At 43.0% G+C, this 20656-nt stretch carries 16 protein-coding genes and 1 other RNA gene; 10 read left to right on the top strand and 7 right to left on the bottom strand.

What is annotated here, in order from left to right:
* Nucleotides 1–62 precede the first annotated feature (62 nt).
* Both CWC03_RS12860 and CWC03_RS12855 read left to right on the top strand, forming a co-directional pair.
* Nucleotides 63–2393, top strand: a complete 2331-nt coding sequence (locus CWC03_RS12860) for an ATP-binding protein (protein WP_138582250.1) — start codon at nt 63–65, stop codon at nt 2391–2393.
* Between the two features lie 78 nt (nt 2394–2471).
* Nucleotides 2472–2921, top strand: a complete 450-nt coding sequence (locus CWC03_RS12855) for a response regulator (RefSeq protein WP_138582249.1) — start codon at nt 2472–2474, stop codon at nt 2919–2921.
* Nucleotides 2922–2966: 45 nt separating this feature from the next.
* On the opposite strand, the gene CWC03_RS12850 is transcribed toward CWC03_RS12855, so the two are convergent.
* The 4 genes from CWC03_RS12850 to rapA form a co-directional block, all read right to left on the bottom strand.
* Complete coding sequence (locus tag CWC03_RS12850) at nt 2967–4325, bottom strand: L-cystine transporter (protein ID WP_138582248.1); 1359 nt, start codon at nt 4323–4325, stop codon at nt 2967–2969.
* Nucleotides 4326–4741: 416 nt separating this feature from the next.
* A non-coding RNA gene (ssrS, locus tag CWC03_RS12845) (6S RNA) lies at nt 4742–4924 on the bottom strand.
* A gap of 209 nt (nt 4925–5133) precedes the next feature.
* Nucleotides 5134–5787 carry a bifunctional tRNA pseudouridine(32) synthase/23S rRNA pseudouridine(746) synthase RluA gene (gene rluA, locus CWC03_RS12840; protein WP_171040253.1) on the bottom strand — a complete coding sequence of 218 codons (654 nt, stop codon included), beginning with the start codon at nt 5785–5787 and terminating at the stop codon, nt 5134–5136.
* A gap of 103 nt (nt 5788–5890) precedes the next feature.
* On the bottom strand, nt 5891–8788 hold the full coding sequence (gene rapA, locus CWC03_RS12835; RefSeq protein WP_138582246.1) for an RNA polymerase-associated protein RapA: 2898 nt from the start codon (nt 8786–8788) through the stop codon (nt 5891–5893).
* Here rapA and CWC03_RS12830 point away from each other — a divergent pair.
* From CWC03_RS12830 to CWC03_RS12810, 5 genes are all read left to right on the top strand, one after another.
* Complete coding sequence (locus tag CWC03_RS12830) at nt 8787–8993, top strand: hypothetical protein (protein ID WP_128728522.1); 207 nt, start codon at nt 8787–8789, stop codon at nt 8991–8993. The genes rapA and CWC03_RS12830 overlap by 2 nt on opposite strands.
* 89 nt (nt 8994–9082) lie before the next feature.
* Nucleotides 9083–10483, top strand: coding sequence for a PhoH family protein (locus CWC03_RS12825; RefSeq protein WP_128728521.1), 1401 nt, complete (start codon nt 9083–9085; stop codon nt 10481–10483).
* 122 nt (nt 10484–10605) lie between these two features.
* Nucleotides 10606–14253 (top strand): hybrid sensor histidine kinase/response regulator, encoded by a 3648-nt coding sequence (locus CWC03_RS12820; RefSeq protein ID WP_249314033.1) that lies wholly within the window; start codon nt 10606–10608, stop codon nt 14251–14253.
* 9 nt (nt 14254–14262) lie between these two features.
* The gene (locus CWC03_RS12815; RefSeq protein ID WP_138582244.1) at nt 14263–15165 is read left to right on the top strand and encodes a GGDEF domain-containing response regulator; all 903 of its coding nucleotides are present in this window, start codon (nt 14263–14265) and stop codon (nt 15163–15165) included.
* A gap of 188 nt (nt 15166–15353) precedes the next feature.
* Nucleotides 15354–15692, top strand: coding sequence for a hypothetical protein (locus tag CWC03_RS12810; RefSeq protein ID WP_171040252.1), 339 nt, complete (start codon nt 15354–15356; stop codon nt 15690–15692).
* A gap of 121 nt (nt 15693–15813) precedes the next feature.
* Here the strand turns inward: CWC03_RS12810 and CWC03_RS12805 are convergent, their stop codons facing one another.
* Nucleotides 15814–16194: a DUF3192 domain-containing protein gene (locus CWC03_RS12805; protein WP_138582242.1), complete on the bottom strand. Its 381-nt coding sequence runs from the start codon at nt 16192–16194 to the stop codon at nt 15814–15816.
* Nucleotides 16195–16388: 194 nt separating this feature from the next.
* Nucleotides 16389–17336, bottom strand: coding sequence for a D-2-hydroxyacid dehydrogenase (locus CWC03_RS12800; protein ID WP_138582241.1), 948 nt, complete (start codon nt 17334–17336; stop codon nt 16389–16391).
* 91 nt (nt 17337–17427) lie between these two features.
* Between CWC03_RS12800 and zntR the strand changes: the two genes are divergently transcribed.
* From zntR to CWC03_RS12785, 3 genes are all read left to right on the top strand, one after another.
* Nucleotides 17428–17835 carry a Zn(2+)-responsive transcriptional regulator gene (gene zntR, locus CWC03_RS12795; protein WP_010606066.1) on the top strand — a complete coding sequence of 136 codons (408 nt, stop codon included), beginning with the start codon at nt 17428–17430 and terminating at the stop codon, nt 17833–17835.
* Entirely contained in the window at nt 17828–19102 is a 1275-nt protein-coding gene (locus CWC03_RS12790; protein WP_138582240.1) for an SO_0444 family Cu/Zn efflux transporter, read from the top strand. The genes zntR and CWC03_RS12790 overlap by 8 nt, the downstream gene beginning before the upstream one ends.
* A 167-nt stretch (nt 19103–19269) precedes the next feature.
* Nucleotides 19270–20364: a 1-acyl-sn-glycerol-3-phosphate acyltransferase gene (locus CWC03_RS12785; RefSeq protein ID WP_128728515.1), complete on the top strand. Its 1095-nt coding sequence runs from the start codon at nt 19270–19272 to the stop codon at nt 20362–20364.
* Between the two features lie 51 nt (nt 20365–20415).
* Here CWC03_RS12785 and CWC03_RS12780 read toward each other — a convergent pair.
* Nucleotides 20416–20656 (bottom strand): GNAT family N-acetyltransferase (locus CWC03_RS12780; RefSeq protein WP_138582239.1); only part of this gene is annotated, 241 nt, incomplete at its 5' end.

Here is a 20656-nt window from a genome sequence, read left to right as displayed (position 1 = left end):
TACTAGGTGGGGATCCATGATACGATGGTGAAGCTAGATAAAAGGAGGAGGGTGTATAAAAGGTGGAGAAGTTCGAAGCAACACTGGACAACTGTCACAAAGAGCCAATTCATATTCCAGGCTCAATTCAATCGCATGGTTATTTATTGCTATTTGATGCTAACACATTGAAACTTCGTTACTTTAGTGAAAATTTTGCCGAGCTTGTAGGCTTTGAACCTAGCGCTTTGGTCAATACTCATGCTGCAACGATTTTTGCGTCTCCATTTTTTGAGTTGCTTGCCAGCAATTATAAGACCTCTGATATTCACCGTTTAAATCCGATGGTGGCCACGGTAACAACCAAAGATTCAAAACGTGTTGAATTCTCTGTGTCCGCTAGCCAAAACGAAGAAGGGCTGATTTTAGAGCTTGAACAAAATACGGTGAATGGCATTGAAGGCAACCATTCAATGCAGCACCTTATGAAGCACTCCTTATCTAGTATGGTTGACTCTCAATCTTTGCAGGCTTCTTACGAAATGGCCGTGGAAGAAATTAGAGAATTAACGCAGTTTGACAGGGTGATGCTGTATAAATTTGATCACGAGTACAATGGTGAGGTGGTTGCTGAATCGAAGCGTAGTGACCTTAATTCCTTTTTAAATCAGCATTTTCCAGAGTCAGATATTCCAAAACAAGCAAGAACACTTTATTTAAGAAATCCTGTTCGTTTACTTGCCGATGTTGATGGCGAAAATTCACCGCTTTATCCGCAAGATAAGCCAATAGATTTAAGCGCCTGTATTTTACGCAGTGTTTCGCCAATTCACTGCCAGTACTTACGTAATATGGGTGTAAAGGCGACCATGTCTATCAGTATTATTGTTGCTGGTAAATTGTGGGGGCTGATTGCTTGTCACCATTATGAAAAGCATGTAGTGCCATTTAACACTCGTGAAGTCGCCCAGTATATGGGGTTGATGTTATCTTATCTGATCTCTCTCAAAACCTCATCCTTAGAAGCACTGGCTGAAGCCAATGCACTGACCTTAAGCTCTACTGTTACAGAGCGTATGGCAAAAGAGATCTTTTTTGTTGATGGCCTGCGGTATGAGTCAGCGGCATTACAAGAAATGATGAAAGCTACGGGTGTCGCGTGGCGTGTGGAAAATGATTTAGAATGCTACGGGCAAACTCCCGCAAAGGTGGATATTGAAGCCATTTACCAATGGCTCGTAGAGCACCAACTTGGGGATGACTCTATTTTTTATTGTCATAACTTAGGTGAGCTTAACGAAACATTCAAAGCCTTTGCGAAAACGGCGAGTGGGGTGTTATTGATGCCACTTTCTGCGGATGCTAATCACTTTATCATGTGGTTTAGAAAAGAAGTTATTCAAACCAAAAACTGGGGAGGGAAGCCTGAAAAATCCATTGAGTTTTTGGATGATGGTAGCCATCGCTTAATGCCACGCAGCTCGTTTAAGTTATGGGTTGAGAATGTGAAATGCAAGTCTCACCCTTGGACAGAAGCTGAAGTCAGTTGTGCATTGAAGTTTAGAAATACCTTGGTTAATTATGTGCTGGCTAAATCAGAGCGATATAAAAAGCTCAATGCAATTTTAGAGCAAAAAGTCACTAAACGTACCGAAGCTTTGGAAAATGAGATCACTTCACGTCGTACTGCAGAGCAACTACTGACGATAGCACTTGAGAAAGCACAGGAATCGAATCAAGAGCTGGAGCGCTTTGCCTTTTTAGCATCTCATGACTTACAAGAGCCGCTTAGAAAAATTCAAATGTTTGGTGATCGGATCCAATGCTCAGCTGAGGGACTTAATGAAAAACATGCTTCTTATCTCAAACGCATGATGGATTCAGCTGAAAGAATGCAAAAATTGATTAAAGGGTTGCTGAGCTTTTCACGGATTGATCGTAAAGGTGAGTCATTTAAATCATTTGATGGTGATGATGCGTTAGCTGAAACTTTACTGGATCTTGAGTTAGTGATTAAAGAATCAAACGCACAAGTGGATACCACAGGGCTTGGTGATGTATTTGGAGACCGCAGGCAGTTGCAACGAGTGCTGCTAAACTTAATCAATAATGGGATTAAATTTAGTGCGCCACAAAGAGCGCCAAGAGTCACCATTAGCAGCGAACGCAAAGACAACGAACTGGTTATTGCGGTGAAAGATAACGGAATTGGCTTTGATCCTGAATTTAGTGAGCAGATCTTCAATCTTTTTGAAAGATTACATGGTCGTAGCGCATATGCCGGTACTGGACTTGGACTTGCTATTTGTAAAAAAATCGTCGAGAGACATCATGGTCGCATATGGGTCGAAACGAAAGTAGGGCAAGGCTCTGCTTTCTACTTTAGCTTGCCTGTTTCAGCGCAAGACAATTAATTTAGCTGTAGAGCCACAGATGCGGCTCTGGTATCAGCATACAAGCTCGAGGTTAATGCGAGTTTAAGGAGAGTGTGAATGGTCCATCATCATGATTTAATTAAGCGACTTCACTCTGTGAACTATATCTTGGTTGCAGATGATGATTTCGACGACCAAGAATTGATCCGTGATGCGTTTGAAGATAACGGCGTGGTGGAGACGAAGTTGCAATTTGTAAGTGACGGCGTTGAATTGATTGAAAAACTCAATAGCTCTGAGCTATTACCTAGCCTTATTATTCTTGATTTAAATATGCCCCGAAAAAGCGGCAAAGATGTATTAGCTGAGATGCGCGGGGCGGCAAACCTTAAGCATATTCCAGTTATTATGTTCAGCACATCAGACTCAGAGTTAGATATAAAACAGTGTTATTTGCTTGGGGCAAATTCTTATATGACCAAGCCGTCCCAATACCACGAGCTGGTGGATTCAATGAAGTCCTTGCTGTCTTTTTGGCTTGGCACTGCAAAGCTTGTGATTGATTAAAAGTATAGGGCCAGATAACTAACTGGCCCTTAAGCTGTCATAGCACTACATTGCTTCGTTAGTATGCTTTTGCTTTAACAAGCGACTTGTCACTGTACCTGCGGTCATTGAACCTGACACATTGAGTGCCGTTCTTGCCATATCAATTAATGGCTCAATAGAAATTAGTAGCGCTGCAATTGTCACTGGTAATCCCATCGCAGGTAACACCACCAACGCTGCGAAAGTTGCACCACCTCCAACACCCGCAATACCAAATGAGCTAATTGCAACCATAGCCACTAAAGAGATAATAAAGTCGAGTGCGAATGGGTCAATTCCTACGGTTGGCGCGACCATAACAGCAAGCATAGCAGGATAAATACCAGCACAGCCATTTTGTCCGATAGTCGCACCAAACGATGCAGAAAGGTTTGCAATCGCAGGTGGAACATTAAGCTTGTGGATCTGCGCTTCAACGTTCAGTGGGATGGTTGCCGCAGAGCTTCTTGAGGTGAAAGCAAAAGTTAAAACTGGCCAAATTTTTTGGAAGAAATGCTTTGGATTTTCACCAACTAAAGTGACTAACAAACCATGTACGGCAAACATCAGTAAAATGGCAACGTAAGAGGCAATAATAAAACCGAGCAAGCTAATAATGTCAGCCATGCTTGATGTGGCTATCACTTTGGTCATCAAACCTGCTACACCATAAGGCGTGAGGGCGATTATCATACGTACTAATCTCAGTACAACAGCCTGTGCGCCTTCAACTGCATTTTTTATTGGACTACTTAAATCAGACTCTTCCATGATAGCTCTACGAGCAGCAATACCAGTTAACACACCAAAAATCACCACGGCGATAATCGAGGTAGAGCGCTCGCCTGTTAAGTCAGCAAATGGATTGGTTGGTACAAAGCTAAGCAGCATTTGTGGAATGGTTAAATCGGCAACGGTTGTTGCACGTTCTTCAAGTACCGCTATTCTGGCTGTTTCGCGTGCGCCTTCTACTAAGCCAGCTGCACTTAGTCCAAATGCTTGAGTGATAAAAATACCAATGAGGGCAGCAATAGCCGTAGTAAACACTAGTATAGCGATGGTGACAAACGAGATCTTTCCAAGAGAGCCTTGATTATCTAATTTTACTACCGCGGCAATCATAGAAACTAAGACCAATGGCATAATCACCATTTTGAGCAGATTGACATAGCCGCTACCAACAATCGCAACCCAATCTAGTACAGTCTGTTTGGTGGTTAGGTCACCAGAGAAAACAAATTGCAGCGCGAGTCCAAATAGGCTACCTGCAACTAAGCCTAATAATACCGTTCGTGACAGGGTTTCGGAGCGCCGTTGAAAGCGGTAAAGACCGAAAAGTATGGCAATAAAAACCGCCAGCGCGGCGATAACAGCAAAAGACATCAGAATACCTTTCGAAATACATGAAAATAACGCGCTACTATAGAGGTTTTGTTGATTGGGCTAAAATATTCTTTGACTATGGAATAGAACAAAAGGTTATCAATAAAAATGAAAGTTTTTGATGGTTTATTCTTTCAAATAAAGATGCCTTGTAGTGAGTTGGTACTAACTCATGGTAAGTGAAAAAACTGAGATATGCGCTTAGCTTGCAATGTTCTTTCGTAGCAGCAAGTTTATCTCGCGACTCTTTTCTAGAGTTATTTCGCGACTCTTTTCTAGAGTTATCTCGCGATTTCTTTTGCTATGTGACGCTAATTGTGTGGCCGCTTTTATAGTATGGAGTTGGACATGTAATTTATTGAGTATATGTAAACGCGAGTTAGTTCTTAAGCAATGATAAACGTAGAGTGGGAAGGTTGTTCCCCGGCTTCGCGGATGCCGATGTCAGCCCTTGAACCCTGAGGTTCAAGGCGGAGAGCAACAGCCTACCGTAGGCTTCTCGGTACATGCCGAGCATGCTCAATAGTAAACAAACTGCTATCCTAAACGAAATTTATCGGCTCAGGGACTTAATCAGCTGTCCTACGAGCTAGGGAACAATTACAGTATATAAAACATCTGCCGATCACGAAACCATAGTAATGCAATTTATGTGTTAACCGCGTGCTTTTTACTCGCTTTGTTTAGTGACTAATCAAACGTTAATCTGAGCGTTAGCTGGCAACGCTAAATTTGCTTAATTTTTCGAAGGCCACAGTGACTAAACCGTTTCTAACTAACAAAGTAAACGCTATTTAGCTCAGATTACTTAGAAAGGAACGGGTGCGCTAAAGGTCATCATCTCTGTGGTTGTTGGATGTGAAATTTGAAGCATCTCTGCATGCAACTGTAGACGTGAAGCCGCCGCTAATGCCTCTCCCGTAGCGTATAGCCTATCACCTAGGATAACGTGTCCAAGCGAAAGCATATGTACTCTGAGTTGATGAGAACGTCCTGTGATGGGGGTTAGCTTTACGCGTGTTGCTTGTGCTTCATATTCCATGACTTCAAAATGCGTTAATGAAGGTTTTCCGGTCTCATGACAAACCATTTGCTTAGGGCGGTTAGGCCAATCACACACCAGCGGTAAATCAACAGAACCCGTTTGCTGTTGTAGTTTGCCATGAACCCGGGCGATGTAGTGTTTGTGGGTTAACCTGTCTTGAAATTGAATACTCAAATGGCGATGCGCTGCTTTATTCATTGCAAGGCACAGTACGCCGGATGTTGCCATATCAAGGCGGTGCACAATTCTTGCCGTAGGGTAGACAAAATTCACTCTGGCGATAGCGCTGTCCCAATGCTTTGGATCTTTACCTGGTACGGTGAGTAACCCGCTTGGTTTGTTGATCACCAACATATCTTCATCTTGGTACAAAATATCAAGATAGGGAGAAAGGGGGGGAGCGTAATTTAGTAACACCAGCTGCCTCAGCATGAACAGAACGAAGCCGCGTATTATATATGAGTTGCTAAGTGAGCGGTAGCGAGAAAGAGAGCCGAGGCTCTCTTTCGGTGCGGGAGGTTTATTGGTTGGCAACCACTATTAAACGAATCGCATCCAACTTAAGCTGCGCTTTTTCAATGTGTGTGCTCAGCTCAGCCCTTTGTTTATCAAACACTTGAACTTCCTCGTCACGGATGTTCGGATTGATAGCTTTAAGTGCTTGCAAACGACCTTGCTCATCACCTAATTGCTTTTGCATTTTATCCATCGCGTTGGCTTGAATGCTTTCAAGTTGAGCTTGTGCAATATCGCCAGCTTGAGTAATAAGCGGGTGAATAGCGCTTTGTAGGGCATTAACTAGTTTACTGCCAGTTTGCCTACCAACGGCAGAAAGCTGTTGATTAAATGCATCAAACGCCACGTTTTGGGCTAAGTCATTGCCACCTTTATCCATTAGGACACGAATGGGTGTTGGTGGTAAAAAGCGGCCCACCTGAAGAGACTTAGGCGCAGAAGCTTCTGCAACGAAGATCATTTCAACAAAGAAAGTACCGACAGGTAGTTTGTTGTTTTTGAGCAGCGCTACTGACGCACAACCAAAGTCATCGTTACAGATCATATCCATCACGCCGCTGACCATGGGGTGATCCCAGCTGATGAAATGCGCGTCTTCTTGTGACAGTGAGGTGTTACGGTCAAAAGTCACTGTGATGCCATCGTCTTTCAAACAAGGGAAAGAAGGGTTTAGCATGTGTTCGGTTGGTTTGAGAATAATCGTATTCTCGCCTTTGTCTTCTTGGTTAACACCAAAAGTATCAAACACATTAATCATAAACGCAGGCAAAATTACGTCGTTATCAAGTGCTTCAAGTTCAGCAACGATATTATCTGTTTTACCTTGACCACTTGAGTGAAGCTCAAGTAGGCGGTCTCGACCTTGCTCCATCTTTGTTCGCAGCTGAGCATTTTCTTTTGCGGCTTGCGCCAATAGAGGATCTAATTCGTCTTCGTCACAGTTGTGTTCAGCGATCAGCGCTAACAAATCATCAGAGAAAGACTTATACAGCATTTGCCCAGTAGTGCTGGTGGTTTCGAATGCATCTAAGCCCTCGTGATACCAACGTAGTAATACTTCTTGTGCGGTGTTTTCAAAGTAAGGCACATGAATATTGATGTCATGTTTTTGCCCAATACGGTCAAGACGACCAATACGTTGCTCAAGTAAGTCAGGATTAAGCGGTAGGTCAAATAGTACTAAGTGATGTGAGAACTGAAAGTTACGACCTTCAGAGCCAATTTCTGAGCAAAGTAGTACTTGCGCACTATCGTATTCATCTGCAAAAAATGCTGCCGCACGATCACGCTCAATGATAGACATGCCTTCGTGGAATACCGCAGCTTTAATGGCTTCGCGTTCGCGTAATACTTGCTCAAGGCTCATTGCGGTTTCTGCTTTGGCACAAATAAGCAGTACTTTTTCGTGCTTTAACTCTTTCAATTTAGCAATTAACCACTCAACGCGCGGGTCAAACTGCGCCCAGCTGCTTCCTTCACCTTCGAACTCTTGGAAGATCTTTTCAGGGAATAACGCACGCATCGCATTAAATTCAGGGCTTTGAATACCGCCAATGTTACCCATTACCGACATTGCTGTTTTGTATTGCTTTGGTAAAGGCACTGGGTATTGATGTAACAAACGACTTGGGTAGCCATCAATGCCACTGCGGCTATTTCTAAATAGAATACGGCCAGTACCATGACGGTCTAGTAACATAGACAAGATTTCAGCCTTGGCGTCGCTATCGCCACTTTGTGCCTTTGTAAGTAGCTCAGAAATATCGGTTTCTTTTAGTAGCGTACAAAGTGTTTGCTCTTCTTTTGCATCTAGCTTTTTATCTTGTAGTAAGTTGTTTGCGGCTTCTGCGACTTCTTTATAATGACTTTCTTCTTCAACGAACACGTCGTAGTCGTAGAACCTATCAGGGTCTAGTAGCTGCAAGCGCGCAAAATGACTGCGATGGCCCAGTTGGTCAGGTGTTGCAGTCAACAAGATAAGTCCCGGAATGTCTTGAGAAAGCTCGGCAATACGTTGATATTCAGTGCTTGGCTTTTCCTTAGTGACCGTCAGGTGGTGTGCTTCATCGACAATTAGTAGATCCCAATCAGCGAGTGTGGCTTGTTCAAACCAGCGACGCTTTTTGGTAATAAACTCTAGGCTAACCAGTACCAGTTGCTCTGTTTCGAACACATTCGGTGCATCTGCATACGCTTCGCTACAACGCTCTTCGTCAAAAATCGAAAAGTGCAGGTTAAAGCGGCGTAGCATCTCTACAAGCCATTGGTGTTGTAAGTTCTCTGGAACTACGATTAACACACGGTTGGCACGACCAGAGAGAATTTGCTGGTGTAAAATCATGCCAGCTTCAATGGTTTTGCCGAGGCCTACTTCATCAGACAGAAGTACGCGAGGTGCAAAGCGCTTACCGACTTCATCGGCAATATAAAGCTGGTGCGGAATAAGGCTAGCGCGCTGACCTATCAATCCTTTAAGGTGAGATTGTTCTTTATCAAACTGGTGTTGCCAAGTTTGATAGCGCAGTGTGTAGCGATCAAAACGGTCAATTTGGCCTGCAAACAGACGATCTTGAGGTTTATTGAACTTGAGGAAGTGATCAAGAAAGGTCTCTTTAAATGAAGTCGCTTCTTCATTATCTACTCGAGTACCATGATAGCAAAATAATCCATTTTGCTCTTCCACGCTGTCAACACGTAGTTCCCACTCTTCAACATGGCGGATCACATCGCCTGGGTTGAATACGACTCGAGTTACAGGTGCTTCCTGTACTGAGTAAACACGGTTTTCTCCGCTAGCGGGAAATAAAATAGTCACTTGACGCCCCTCAAGTGCCACTATTGTACCCAATCCTAAATCTGATTCAGTATCACTGATCCAGCGCTGACCTAAGGAAAAATTCATGGTTATCTCGTCTATGCAGAAAAAAGGCGGCTATGTTACCTATTCATGTCGGTTTGTTCAATACACAACAGCGACTCAAGCCTTTATTTATCAAGCGCTGGTGCTTTTTCAATTTAGTTGGCATGACAATCGCCAACTAGTTGTTTTTTATCAATATGCAAGTTGGATTTTCTACTGTCATAAAAGCGACTTTTGTGACAAATAGACTAAACTTGAACTATATCCAAAACATAATCAGTCACATCGTTGTGTATTGGGTATAGCATAATAATCTGTAAACAACAGGAATGCGCTATGGTAAAACAAGACAAAGACCATAAAGTGTACGTGCTCGACACCAACGTACTTCTCCATGAACCACTCGCTTACCTCTCCTTCCAAGAACATGATGTCGTTATTCCCATGACTGTCCTTGAAGAACTTGATCACATTAAAGATCGAAAGAGTGATGTGAGCCGAGACGCAAGAGTTGCAATTCGTGGGTTAGATGATGTGCTTCGCGATGCAACACCAGAGCAAATGCTAGAGGGGGTAGCGCTACCAACATTGAGGATAGAAAGTCACCGAACGCCCAGTTCAGGTAAATTGATTATTGTAAACGATCACCTTTTTCAAGACTCCATCTCCGGGTTACCCGGCAACGAAAATGACCACCGCATTATAAATTGTGCGGTACACCTGCAAACTCAGTACAGTGACAAAAAAGTAGTGCTGGTTACCAAAGACATCAACATGAGACTTAAAGCGAAAGGCGCTGGACTCAAGTATGTTGAAGATTACCGTACCGACCAGCTAATTGACGACATTGCGTTGTTGACCAGTGGCTTTAAAAAAGTTGAAGGCGACTTTTGGCAAAATGTAGGTGAGTGCCAAACGCAGCAAGATGGACGTTACACCGTGCATGATGTACCAAAGTCGCTCGTACCCGATGTGTTCTGCAATGAATACTTAATAGATGATACTAATCACTTTGCAGCTCGAGTTGTGGGATACGACTCTGAACATATTCGATTAAAAGACTTAGGTGTTGAACGTTTGATGCACCGTCAAGCATGGGGAGTGAAACCGAAGAATATTAACCAAGGTATGGCACTGGATGCGTTACTTGATACTGACATAGAGCTGGTGATACTAACCGGGCCTGCGGGATGTGGAAAAACCTTATTGGCGCTTGCCTGCGCGCTTGAAATGATCATTGAGAAAGGGATTTACGACAAGGTAATTGTAACGCGAAATACCCCTGAAATAGCAGAGAGTATCGGCTTCTTACCTGGCACGGAAGAAGAGAAAATGGCCCCTTGGCTTGCGGCAATCACAGATACCTTAGAAGTGCTTCACAAACATGATGAAAGCCCCGTTACTAGCCGTAATTATATTATGGAAAAGGCGAACATTCAGTTTAAATCGGTGAACTTTATGCGTGGCCGAAGTATTCAAAATGCGGTTGTTATTTTAGATGAGAGCCAAAACTTAACGGCATCACAGTTAAAAACTATCATCACTCGCTGCGGTGAGGGAACCAAATTAATTTGCACCGGAAACCTCGCCCAGATTGATAGTAATTATCTCACCCCAGTGACATCAGGATTAACTTATATTGTCGAGCGCTTTAAAGACTTTGAAGGTAGCGCTACCATTAACTTAAACGGTGTAGTACGAAGCCGCTTGGCAAGTTTTGCTGAAGAAAATTTATAACTTGCCTTGAGCCGACTGGCTCGTTACTCTTTTGCTAACACTGTGTGCAAACGGGAACGAGCCAGTAAATGGATGCGACAAAAGAATTTTTACCACTAAAAAGTTACCGAAAGGGAATTTTAGTGGCGGTAATAATACCCATCCTTCTTGTCCTCGTCTTAGCTTACCATCTCTATCAAATTAAACTCGAACGCCAATACAAAGTACGTTTTAGCCAGTATGAATATGTTTCTCAGCAGCTGAAACAAGAGTTTTATGCCGCACATGTCGTCCTTGATAGTATCGCCGTTAACCTTGCGCAGCCCCTTTCTTTTCAAAAGCCAGCAGAGTGGTTAGAAGATATAGAGCAGCACCCTGAACACTATTATCATGCGTTACCAAACAATGGTGGAGAGATTGTTGGTCGTGGGCAAGTCAGTGCTGCGCTTTTTGCCACTAAACGATGGCAAACCGTATTGTCGCTTAACACAGCTTTTGATGCCGCGCTCGCATTGCAAGGTGGATTATATGCGGTCGCATACGTAGAAGATGACGGCTTTGCGTATGTTAAGCGTCGAGATGCCTCAAGTAGCCATTTCATCACGCGATTAGTTCAAGGTAAGTTCGAACCCGACTTTAGCTTGGGTAATGTAGTCGTTGGACCACCCGTGAAGTTTTTCGATAGACAAATGTTTGCGCTCGGTAAGAAACTATCAACAGTGGATAACGCCCATGTATTGATGATCTATGATAGCGATATTATTGATAGGTGGTTGTTAAACATCGGCTCCTTAGACGGTACGATGGAGTTTAAAAACCAAAGTGATGAGATTATAGCTGGCAAGCGTTACGAGCATGATCACGACCATGATGGGCTTGTAAATTCATCAGCACCTTGGCAGTACGGGTTACACTTTATCGCCAAGCCAGCCAAAGAACCTATTAGTTTAAACTATCATGAAAGCTATGAGCAGTTTGCCGCTCCGCTGCTGCGGGAAATCTTGCTTGAACTCGCGCTATTACTGTTTTTTATTCTTTTTACCTTTGTGACTATTGTGTGGTTGAGCGGGCAAATATTTGTTCGACCTTTAAAGCATTTTGTGAATTATTTATCTTTGCAAGAGCATACACCACAAGCCACCTTGAACTATCCTATTCCCTCTGAGTGGCAACCTTGGTTTATACAAATCAAGCAGGTGGTGGAGCAAAAATCCCGCTTAATGCACGCCCTTAAACAGCATAATCAAGAACTAGATGATGAAATTAAGCGTAAACAACAGGCGTTAAAGCAAAGCTTTGAGGCAAAAGAGCGTCAAGCGGCTTTACTCAATGCAGTGCTTGACTCTGTGCCCGACATTATCTATTTCAAAAATATAGATGGTTCATTCATAGGCTGTAATCGCGCGTTTGAAGAGTTTATGGGGGTTGATAAGTCGGACTTAGTTGCGAAAACACAATCTGAAGTGACATCCGGATTAACCATATTACTTGAGCAAGAAGCGGCGATGGAGCGTTCGCAAGAACAAGTAGCAACTAACTTTGTCCTTGGTGCGAATACCTACTTTTTGACTATCACACCACTGAAATCGGAAACTGGAAAGCTCATCGGTTGTTTGGGGGTTGCGAGAGATATTACCGCCGCACAAGAGGCATATAATGCGCTAAGAGACTCTGAAGAAAACTTTAGGGCTGCGACTGAGTTCGCACCCAATGGTGTTATTTTGGCTGCGATCAGCGGTAAAATCTTGGAAATGAACAAGGCTGCCAAACGTTACTTGTCACTTGATAAGAATACGGGAGAAAAGCTGCTGGAACGTTTGTTTGATGAACAAAACTGGCAAACGCTAAAGCCAGTCTTGGCTGGGCTATTAAAAGAGCAAAAGAAAGTTGTTGAGCACATGATTTCACAGTCGGGTAAGCACCGCTGGTTACAATTGAGTATTTCTTTAGTTTGGGATAAAAACAAACGTCCTAAGTATTACGTGATCCATATTCAAAATATCACCAGTTTGTTGTTAGCGAAGCAAGATGCTGAGCGCGCAACGCTTGCCAAAAGCCGCTTTATTGCCAATATTAGCCATGAAATTAGAACGCCAATTAATGCCATATTAGGTTTGGCGGATATGATCAAAAGTGAGACGCTTACTCGCGTTCAGAATAAAAAGTTACAGCAACTTTCTGGGGCTGCAAATGAGCTGCTTACTATGCTCAACAGTATTTTAGAGTTTGCCAAAGTCGAAAGCCACCAAGGCACAATTCAATATGAAACGTTTCAAACCTGCTATGTATTTACCACGATAGAATCACTGATTAGGCCTTTATGTATACAAAAAGGTTTGGAATTTGAGTTACAGATCGACCCTCAAGTTTGGCCTTACCTTTATAGTGATGAAGATAAAGTAAAGCAAATCTTAGTAAATCTGCTGGGCAACGCCGTAAAGTATACCAATCATGGTAAGGTTGGATTGGAGGTAACGTTACTTAATGATAGAGCTGCAAAACAAACTATCAAGTTTGCTGTTTGGGACACTGGAGTAGGGATCAAATCGCAAGAGATTGAACACCTTTTCGATGCATTTACCCAAGGCGATGAAAGCTTCACACGTCGTCACGAAGGCATTGGTTTGGGGCTTGCGATTGTTAAGCAAGAAGTTGCACTCTTAGGTGGCGATATTGCGGTTAACTCAACCCCGAACGAAGGAAGCTGCTTTTTCTTCGAATTGGTGCTAGATAAAGGCGCTTGTCCAGTTGTGGATAGTCACAAAGAAGTTTACTGTCTCACCACCGAAGCGCGTAGTTTACCAAGCTATTTTGCTGGTCTCGCGGAGCCTTTATCTGTGGAGCGATTGCACGCGATGCATACTCAGCTTGACAAGTCTATTGTTGTTATTCCGCCAGAAACATCGCTTGATCCCACTTATGCTCTACCTGGAAATACTGCATTACTATTACATTGTGAAGGTGAATTTCCTGAGCAAAGTAACCATATTGCGCTAAATCAAAGTGTGTTTTACCAATCAGCCTATACTTGGCTTGCTGAATTTGCCCATATGACGCAAACCGTCGACAACGTGTGTATGCAGGTTGCTGGTGCACTTTGCTTAGTGGTTGACGATAACAACTTAAATTTAGATATTACTGAAAATATGTTGAAGCAGAATGGTATTTCTACCATAGGGCTACAACACGCTGAAAATATTGAGGAAGTTTGCCGTTCACTGCAACCCGATATCATCCTGATGGATATCCATATGCCAAATATTGATGGCTATCAAGCGACCAAGCAGATCAGAGGCGTGTGGTCTAAAGCTGAGCTGCCTGTTATCGCCTTGACTGCCAATGCAAGTAAAGAAGAGCGGGCGAAAGCGACAGCCGTTGGCATGAATGATTATTTGGTAAAACCAATTAATAGCACACAGGCGTGTAAGGCATTGGCAAGTAATATTGTCCAATCAAATAAAACAGAAGAAGCCTTTTTTGATTATGAGTTTGCTTTATCACAAATGATGCAAAATGAAACGTTTTTGCAAACAATGTTAGATAAATTTGCTAAACTTTGTCATGATTACCTAGAACAGGTTGCCGAAATAGAACAGGGCTCAGCATTATTCGAGTTAGCACATGGAATTAAGGGCGCTGCTGCGGGTCTGGGCTTTAAGCGGTTGGCGAAAATTGCAAAAGACCTTGAAACGCAAAGCAAAACGATCACAACAATAACAAATCGCACTGACTTGGATGTGTTAACAGATGCACTTTCGCAGGTGGTGTGCTTTATCGAGCTAAAAAGGTAGCGTCATAAGATGCAGCAAGCTGAGCACATTTTTATTATTGATGATGACCCAATAAATAAGATGGTCCTAACTAATACATTAGGTGACGGCTATCGGTTGTCCCATAGCACTGACACAATGTTATGTATTGATGAATTAAAAGCAAGCAAACCAGATCTTATTATTTTAGATGTGTTAATGGCTGACGGCGCTGGGTTTTCTGTTTTAGAGCGCTTAAAAAAGGATGCTAGTACTTACGGTATTCCCGTTGTCGTGATCTCCGGTAGTGTGAGCTTTAAAGATGAAGCTCGAGGTTTGGAGTTAGGGGCAGTGGATTATATAACCAAACCCTTTAATCCGCTGATTGTGAAAGCCAGAATCAAAAACCATTTAGCAATAAAAAAGAAAAATGATCTGTTAGAAAAGCTAGCTTCTATAGATGGCTTAACAGAGTTACCCAATCGCAGGTATTTAGATGAAGCCATGAACTCAGCATTAGAGAGCGCAAAAGCCGATGGCAGTGCGTTTACTGTTATGCTGGTTGAGGTGGATTATTTTAAAACGTTTAATGAGCACTATGGCTATATGCATGGCGATGATTGTTTATTCAAGGTTGCTAAAGCGCTAGAAGCCGCCGCAATCCAGCGCTCCTTATTTATTGGCCGTTTTGATGGTACTCGCTTTGCTTTGGTGCTAACTCAGCATAATATCGATATAATTAATGAAATAGCAGAAGCGCTGCATGACTCGGTTAATGCGCTAAAAATCTCCCATATCGCCTCACCCATATGTGCGCATGTGAGCGTTAGCATTGGTGCCGTTCATATTGAAACTCATTGTAGCAGTGAGCTTAGTGAACTGATAAAAATGGCTGATAATGCTCTTGCTGTTGCACAGAAACAACAAAGTACGGTATTTATTAATGCATTATAACCACCTAAAGTCATATGCAGGGACAAGTGCGCATCCGTATCCGGATAATAAGGGCACCGCATAAAGCTTGGCTATGCTCGTGCTTTATAGACCTTCAACCGATATTTAGTGCCTTTTAGTGCGGTGTTAGGCTTATTATGGACATACGACGTAAGATAATTTGGGTGGATTGTATAGCGGCCATATCCGTGGGATTAACCGTATTGCTTTTCCACTCAATGATCGGTGCGATCTATCATATACCTGAACAAACCATTATCTTTATAGCAGTATCAAATTTGTTGTATGGCTGGTACTCATTTAGCCTTGCCATTCAAAAGTCGAGGAGCATAAAACGTTTGCAGCTTTTGGTGTTCGGCAATCTTTTTTGGGCGTTTGTCTGTGTTGGAGTGGTTGTTCAGTATTTTAACGTTGCAAGTCTAATTGGTATTGCTTTTATTGTTTGTGAAGCTATGTTTGTCATCATGCTTGCCTATTTCGAGTGGAATTATAGATATGAGCTTGTATCAAAGGACGGCTCAGCTTAATAGGCTGGGTTATTAAAATTTAGCTGAGTTTCGTTTTTAACTTATGAAGATGACAGGAAAATAAGGAGTTTGCCGCATAACTACGCGCGAGTTTACCCACCGTCCTTGGTGCAATAAAGTCTTACTGAATTTGTTTTAGTGCGTTGTCGCCAAAGCCAATCAATTGGTTGTTTTTGAATACCAATGGCGTGCACTCATCTTTTGTTACTTTGCCGTCCGAGTGTTTGCTGTTGGTCGCATAGTACAGCACTTGATAGTTGTCGCCGTCCCTTGACACCAACTCGCTAAAATCTGGGGTTGCAAACATGTCTTTCACTGACGAGTAAGATGCGCCCATTTCAAGGTTGGCAATCTTTTCACGATTTTTACGCTGTTTATGTTCCCAGTTAGACGAGTTGTATTCAGAAGCCCAACCGTGTTCTACTTCACCGTCGGATACAGCAACGATACAGCCTGATAATAGAGTAGAGCTAAGCGCAGCCACTAACATTAATTTTTTCATTGTTGTTTTCCTTTTTAATTTTGTTGCTGAGCAAGTAATGCAAACAGCCATTTTTTTGCTTGAATTATCACAGGGGTGCAAACTCTTTGCCAACTAATAAAGTTTATATATATCAGTTTGTTGTTGGTTTTTAATCAGTTTGTAGCTGATGGTTTTCACTAACATTTAGTTAGGTTGCTCACTAAAGTAACAATCTAGACCACTCGGTTTCTCGTTGTCCCAGCAACAAAACTTTCAATATTAATGGCAATTTCGCCGACCAAACGTTCGATGGCCTCTTTACTTGCCCATGCCGTATGCGGCGTCAAAAGCAAGTTCTCACCTAGGTATTGAACGAGTGGATTGCATGCTTGTGCCGGCTCTTGTGTGAGGACATCCACAGCAGCCCCCGCTATTTGCTTGTTAGTTAGTGCATCCACCAACGCTTGCTCGTTGACTATTCCGCCTCTTGCGGTGTTGATAAGATAAGCATGATTTGGAAGTAGGGCGAATTCAGCGCCCGCAATCAGGTTTTCTGTTTCAGCGGTAAGCGGGCAGTGAATCGATACAATATCTGCAATTTGTAGTGCTTCTTCAAAAGCCATTCTTCCTGCTCTAACCTCAGTTACGCCTCTACGTTCGGCAACAATTACATGAGCTCCAAATGCTTGCGCGACTTTTGCAACGGCTTCTCCTAAGGTTCCATAACCTACAATCACAAAGTTTTTACCTGCAATTTCGTTGATGCTGTAATCCAAACGACAAAACATGTCACTTTGTTGCCAAAGTCCAGCATGGCAGTCTTGCTGATAACGATGAATATTTGTCATTAAGTTACCAAGCATAGTAAAGGTGTGCTGTACGACTGAAGGAGTCGAGTAACCAGCCACATTTGCGACCGCAATTTGATGGGCTTTTGCGGCTGCTAAGTCGATGTTGTTGACGCCTGTGGCCGCAACACAAATTAGTTGTAATTGCGGTAACGCCGCGATTGTTTCTTCATTTAACTTTACTTTATTGGTGATGATGACCGTCGCATCTTTACAGCGTGTGATGATGTCATCACTGGATGTGGTGTCGTAAGACGTTAATGTGCCTAACTTGGCAATGGGAGAAAGATCGGTTCCTGCAAGTGTTTTGGCGTCTAATACCACGATTTGCATTATTTTTATCCTTTTCTTGACTTTGGAGTTAACTCTAAGGTTTATACTTGTGATGTCGACTAGGATAATCTTCAGGACTTGGGAGTGTAAAGTGGTAAAGATTGGTGAGCTGGCAAAGCGACTAAACGTATCAACTGACACGTTAAGGTATTATGAAGCAAACGATCTCCTACACCCTTGCACAAGGAGCGAGGGCGGGTATCGGTTGTTTGATGAGCAAAGTGAAAAGCAAATGCGCTTTATTCTTCGCGCGAAGGAAGTAGGGTTTAGCCTCAAAGAAGTGCAAGACTTGCTGAAGATAAAATTTGAAAAGCATCAGCACAGTTGCGAAGAAGTGAAAACGCTGACTATCACTAAACGGGATTTAGTGAGAGCGCGGATCGCTGAGTTACAAAAATTTGAACAATCGTTATCGACGCTAGCAGAGCAATGCTGCGGCGGTAAGGAAGCGGCAGTGAGCTGCTCGATTTTAACGGCCTTGGAGGCTATCGATGAATGAACTGATAGTAAATTTTTGGCAGCTATTTTTAGTATCTGCCCCGTGGTTACTGCTTGGCCTAATATTGGCTGGGTTACTTAATGTATTTATTCCAAAAGATCTATTGCAAAAGCATTTAGGGAAAGAGGGGTTTTGGACGACGATAAAGGCTGCGCTGATTGGAGCGCCGATGCCGCTGTGCTCTTGCGGGGTTATTCCAGCTGCGGTGGGACTGAGAAGAGCGGGAGGCTCAAAAAGTGCGACAACCGCATTTTTGGTCTCAACGCCTGAAACTGGAGTGGATTCTATCTCAGTTTCTTATGTGCTACTGGGTCCTTTTATGGCGGTGATTAGGCCAATTGCGGCTGTGGTTAGCGCAATTACAGCTGGGTTGCTCGTTGGCAGTGAGAAAGATGATAAGCCTGTGCCGCTAAAGCACCTTAATACTTCAGAGGAACTAAGCGCGACTAGCGGTTGCTGTGACGCCAATCATCACTCAGAGCCAAAGCCTGCTGAAAAGCATCACAGCCATGATAGCTGTTGCGCCAGTGCTAAAGTGGAAACCGCAAAAGTAAGCTCAAGCTGCTGTGCGCCTGCAGGCCCGCAATTAGCAATGGCAGGGGCGAATATGTCTTGTTGTGATACTACGGAGCCTGCCGTAACCAGTTGTTGCGATTCCTCGTCGACTACTACAAGTTGTTGTGAGCCAGCCCCCGTATCTGAAAAGCAAGGGGTTTTTGGTAAAATTGTAGAAGCTGTTAAGTTCAGCTGTAATCAATTATTGTCCGACACCGCGGTTTGGCTACTTATTGGTTTATTCTTTGCAGCGTTAGTGCAAACCTTTGTCCCTGAGTCTTTCTTATCTCAGTGGGGCGACGGTATTATCGCCATGCTAGTGGTGATCCTTATCAGTATCCCAATGTATATTTGTGCCACAGCTTCAACTCCAATCGCTGCGGGTTTATTAATGGCAGGTGTGTCACCTGGTGCGGTATTGGTATTTATGCTCGCAGGCCCTGCAACTAACATCGCTACAATTGGGGTGGTTGGTAAAGAATTGGGGCGTCGTGCCGTGTTTGCCTACTTGGGTGGTGTCATCGGGGTTGCACTTATCTTTGGCTATTTAACCGATTATTTAGTAAATACTTATGGTTTTGTGGTAACGCCGATGATAGGTGAGGAACACGAAGTGCTACCACATTGGTTAACAGTATCGATGGGCGCATTATTAGCAGCACTGTTACTAAGATTGGCTATACTCAAATTAGGTAAAGTTGTTAGAAGATAAACTATTGTGGTACTTTTTACCGTATTACAATTACCTGACGTTTAAGCATTTTATGTTCCAACTCGGCATATCGCCTTGGTGGTCAGACATGAAATGCTTAGCGTCTGTTTATTTGACACGATAGAATGCGTTCCAGTATTCGTTAATCCGACAATTTGAGAAGTAGAGTGGATAAATACGCTGACATTAGACCGTATAATGATGATGAAGTGGTGCCAGCATTGGCACGTCTACTAGGTGATGATCAATTCATTGATGTGATTGCCAAATATAACCTGCCAGCCTGGTTGAATGCTTGGCCCGCTATTGCACGCCCACTCGTAAGAATGAAACTAAAAAAGAAGTGGGGAGATTTTTGTACGATTGAACAAGTACAAGATGAAGTGGCGTACTACCTACAAATTTTGATCAATAAAACGACGTCTAAAGTGACTTATTCTGGCCTTGAAACATTAGACTCGAATACTTCGTATTTATTTATTTCGAATCACCGTGATATCGTGTTAGACCCTGCGCTTGTTAACTGGGGCTTGCATCAGCAGGATATGCGCACGGTGCGTATCGCTATTGGTGATAACTTACTGCAAGTACCTTATATCACCGAGCTTATGCGTCTTAATAAGAGTTTTATTGTAAAACGTTCGGCAAAAGCGCCAAAAGAAATGCTAAAAGCATTAACTCAGCTTTCAGCCTATATTTTTGACTCACTGAGTGAAGGTAACTCCATTTGGATTGCGCAAAAAGAGGGCCGTGCAAAGGATGGAGTGGATCAAACCGATCCTGCACTGTTAAAAATGCTACAGCTCAATGGTCGCAAACAGAAGCTAGATTTTTCAGATTATGTAAAGCAGCTAAGGATTGTGCCCGTTGCAATTTCCTATCAATATGAGCCGTGCGCGGTTGCTAAGGCTAAAGAGCTATACCATAAAAAGCAGTTTGGTCAATATGTGAAAGCACAAGGCGAAGACATTGCTAGCATTGTCGAGGGCTTTAGTTCAGATAAAGGCCACGTCCATATTGCATTTGGCGACCCTATCACTGCGGATGTTGAAAACCCAGATGAGCTGGCGAATGTCATTGATAAACAGATTTTAGATTTATACTATCTGCATTCAACCAATCACCTAGCAGCAGGCGATGATGCGCAAGTTAGTCCAGAAGATAAAGAGGACTTTATCTCTAAACTAGAGTCTGTACCGGAAGAGCTGAAGCAATTGGTGCTGAGCATGTATGCCGAACCACTGCGTCGCAAAGGCATTTAATAGTAGTTAGCATGCGCAACCGTGGTGTTAAGTGGTTGCGCTTTTGTTCGGTTAATTAAGAACTTTATGATAATAAACGACTTCCATATCTCCTAAAATATCTTTGTGAAGCCCTTTTTTCACATAACTCATCCCAAGTTTTTTCATAATATTGATGGAGCCAAGGTTCTCTTCTTCAGCGATAGCGCTAAAGTGCGTCAAGGTAGGATTTGCTGCTATTAGGTCTGGAATAAGATGTTGTGCGGCCTCTGTTGCAAACCCTTTGCCCCAAGTAATACCATTTTGAATAATT

The organism is Pseudoalteromonas sp. S2755 (genome assembly GCF_005886535.1).
GTDB lineage: Bacteria > Pseudomonadota > Gammaproteobacteria > Enterobacterales > Alteromonadaceae > Pseudoalteromonas.
This window is presented reverse-complemented; position numbering and strand designations above follow the sequence as displayed.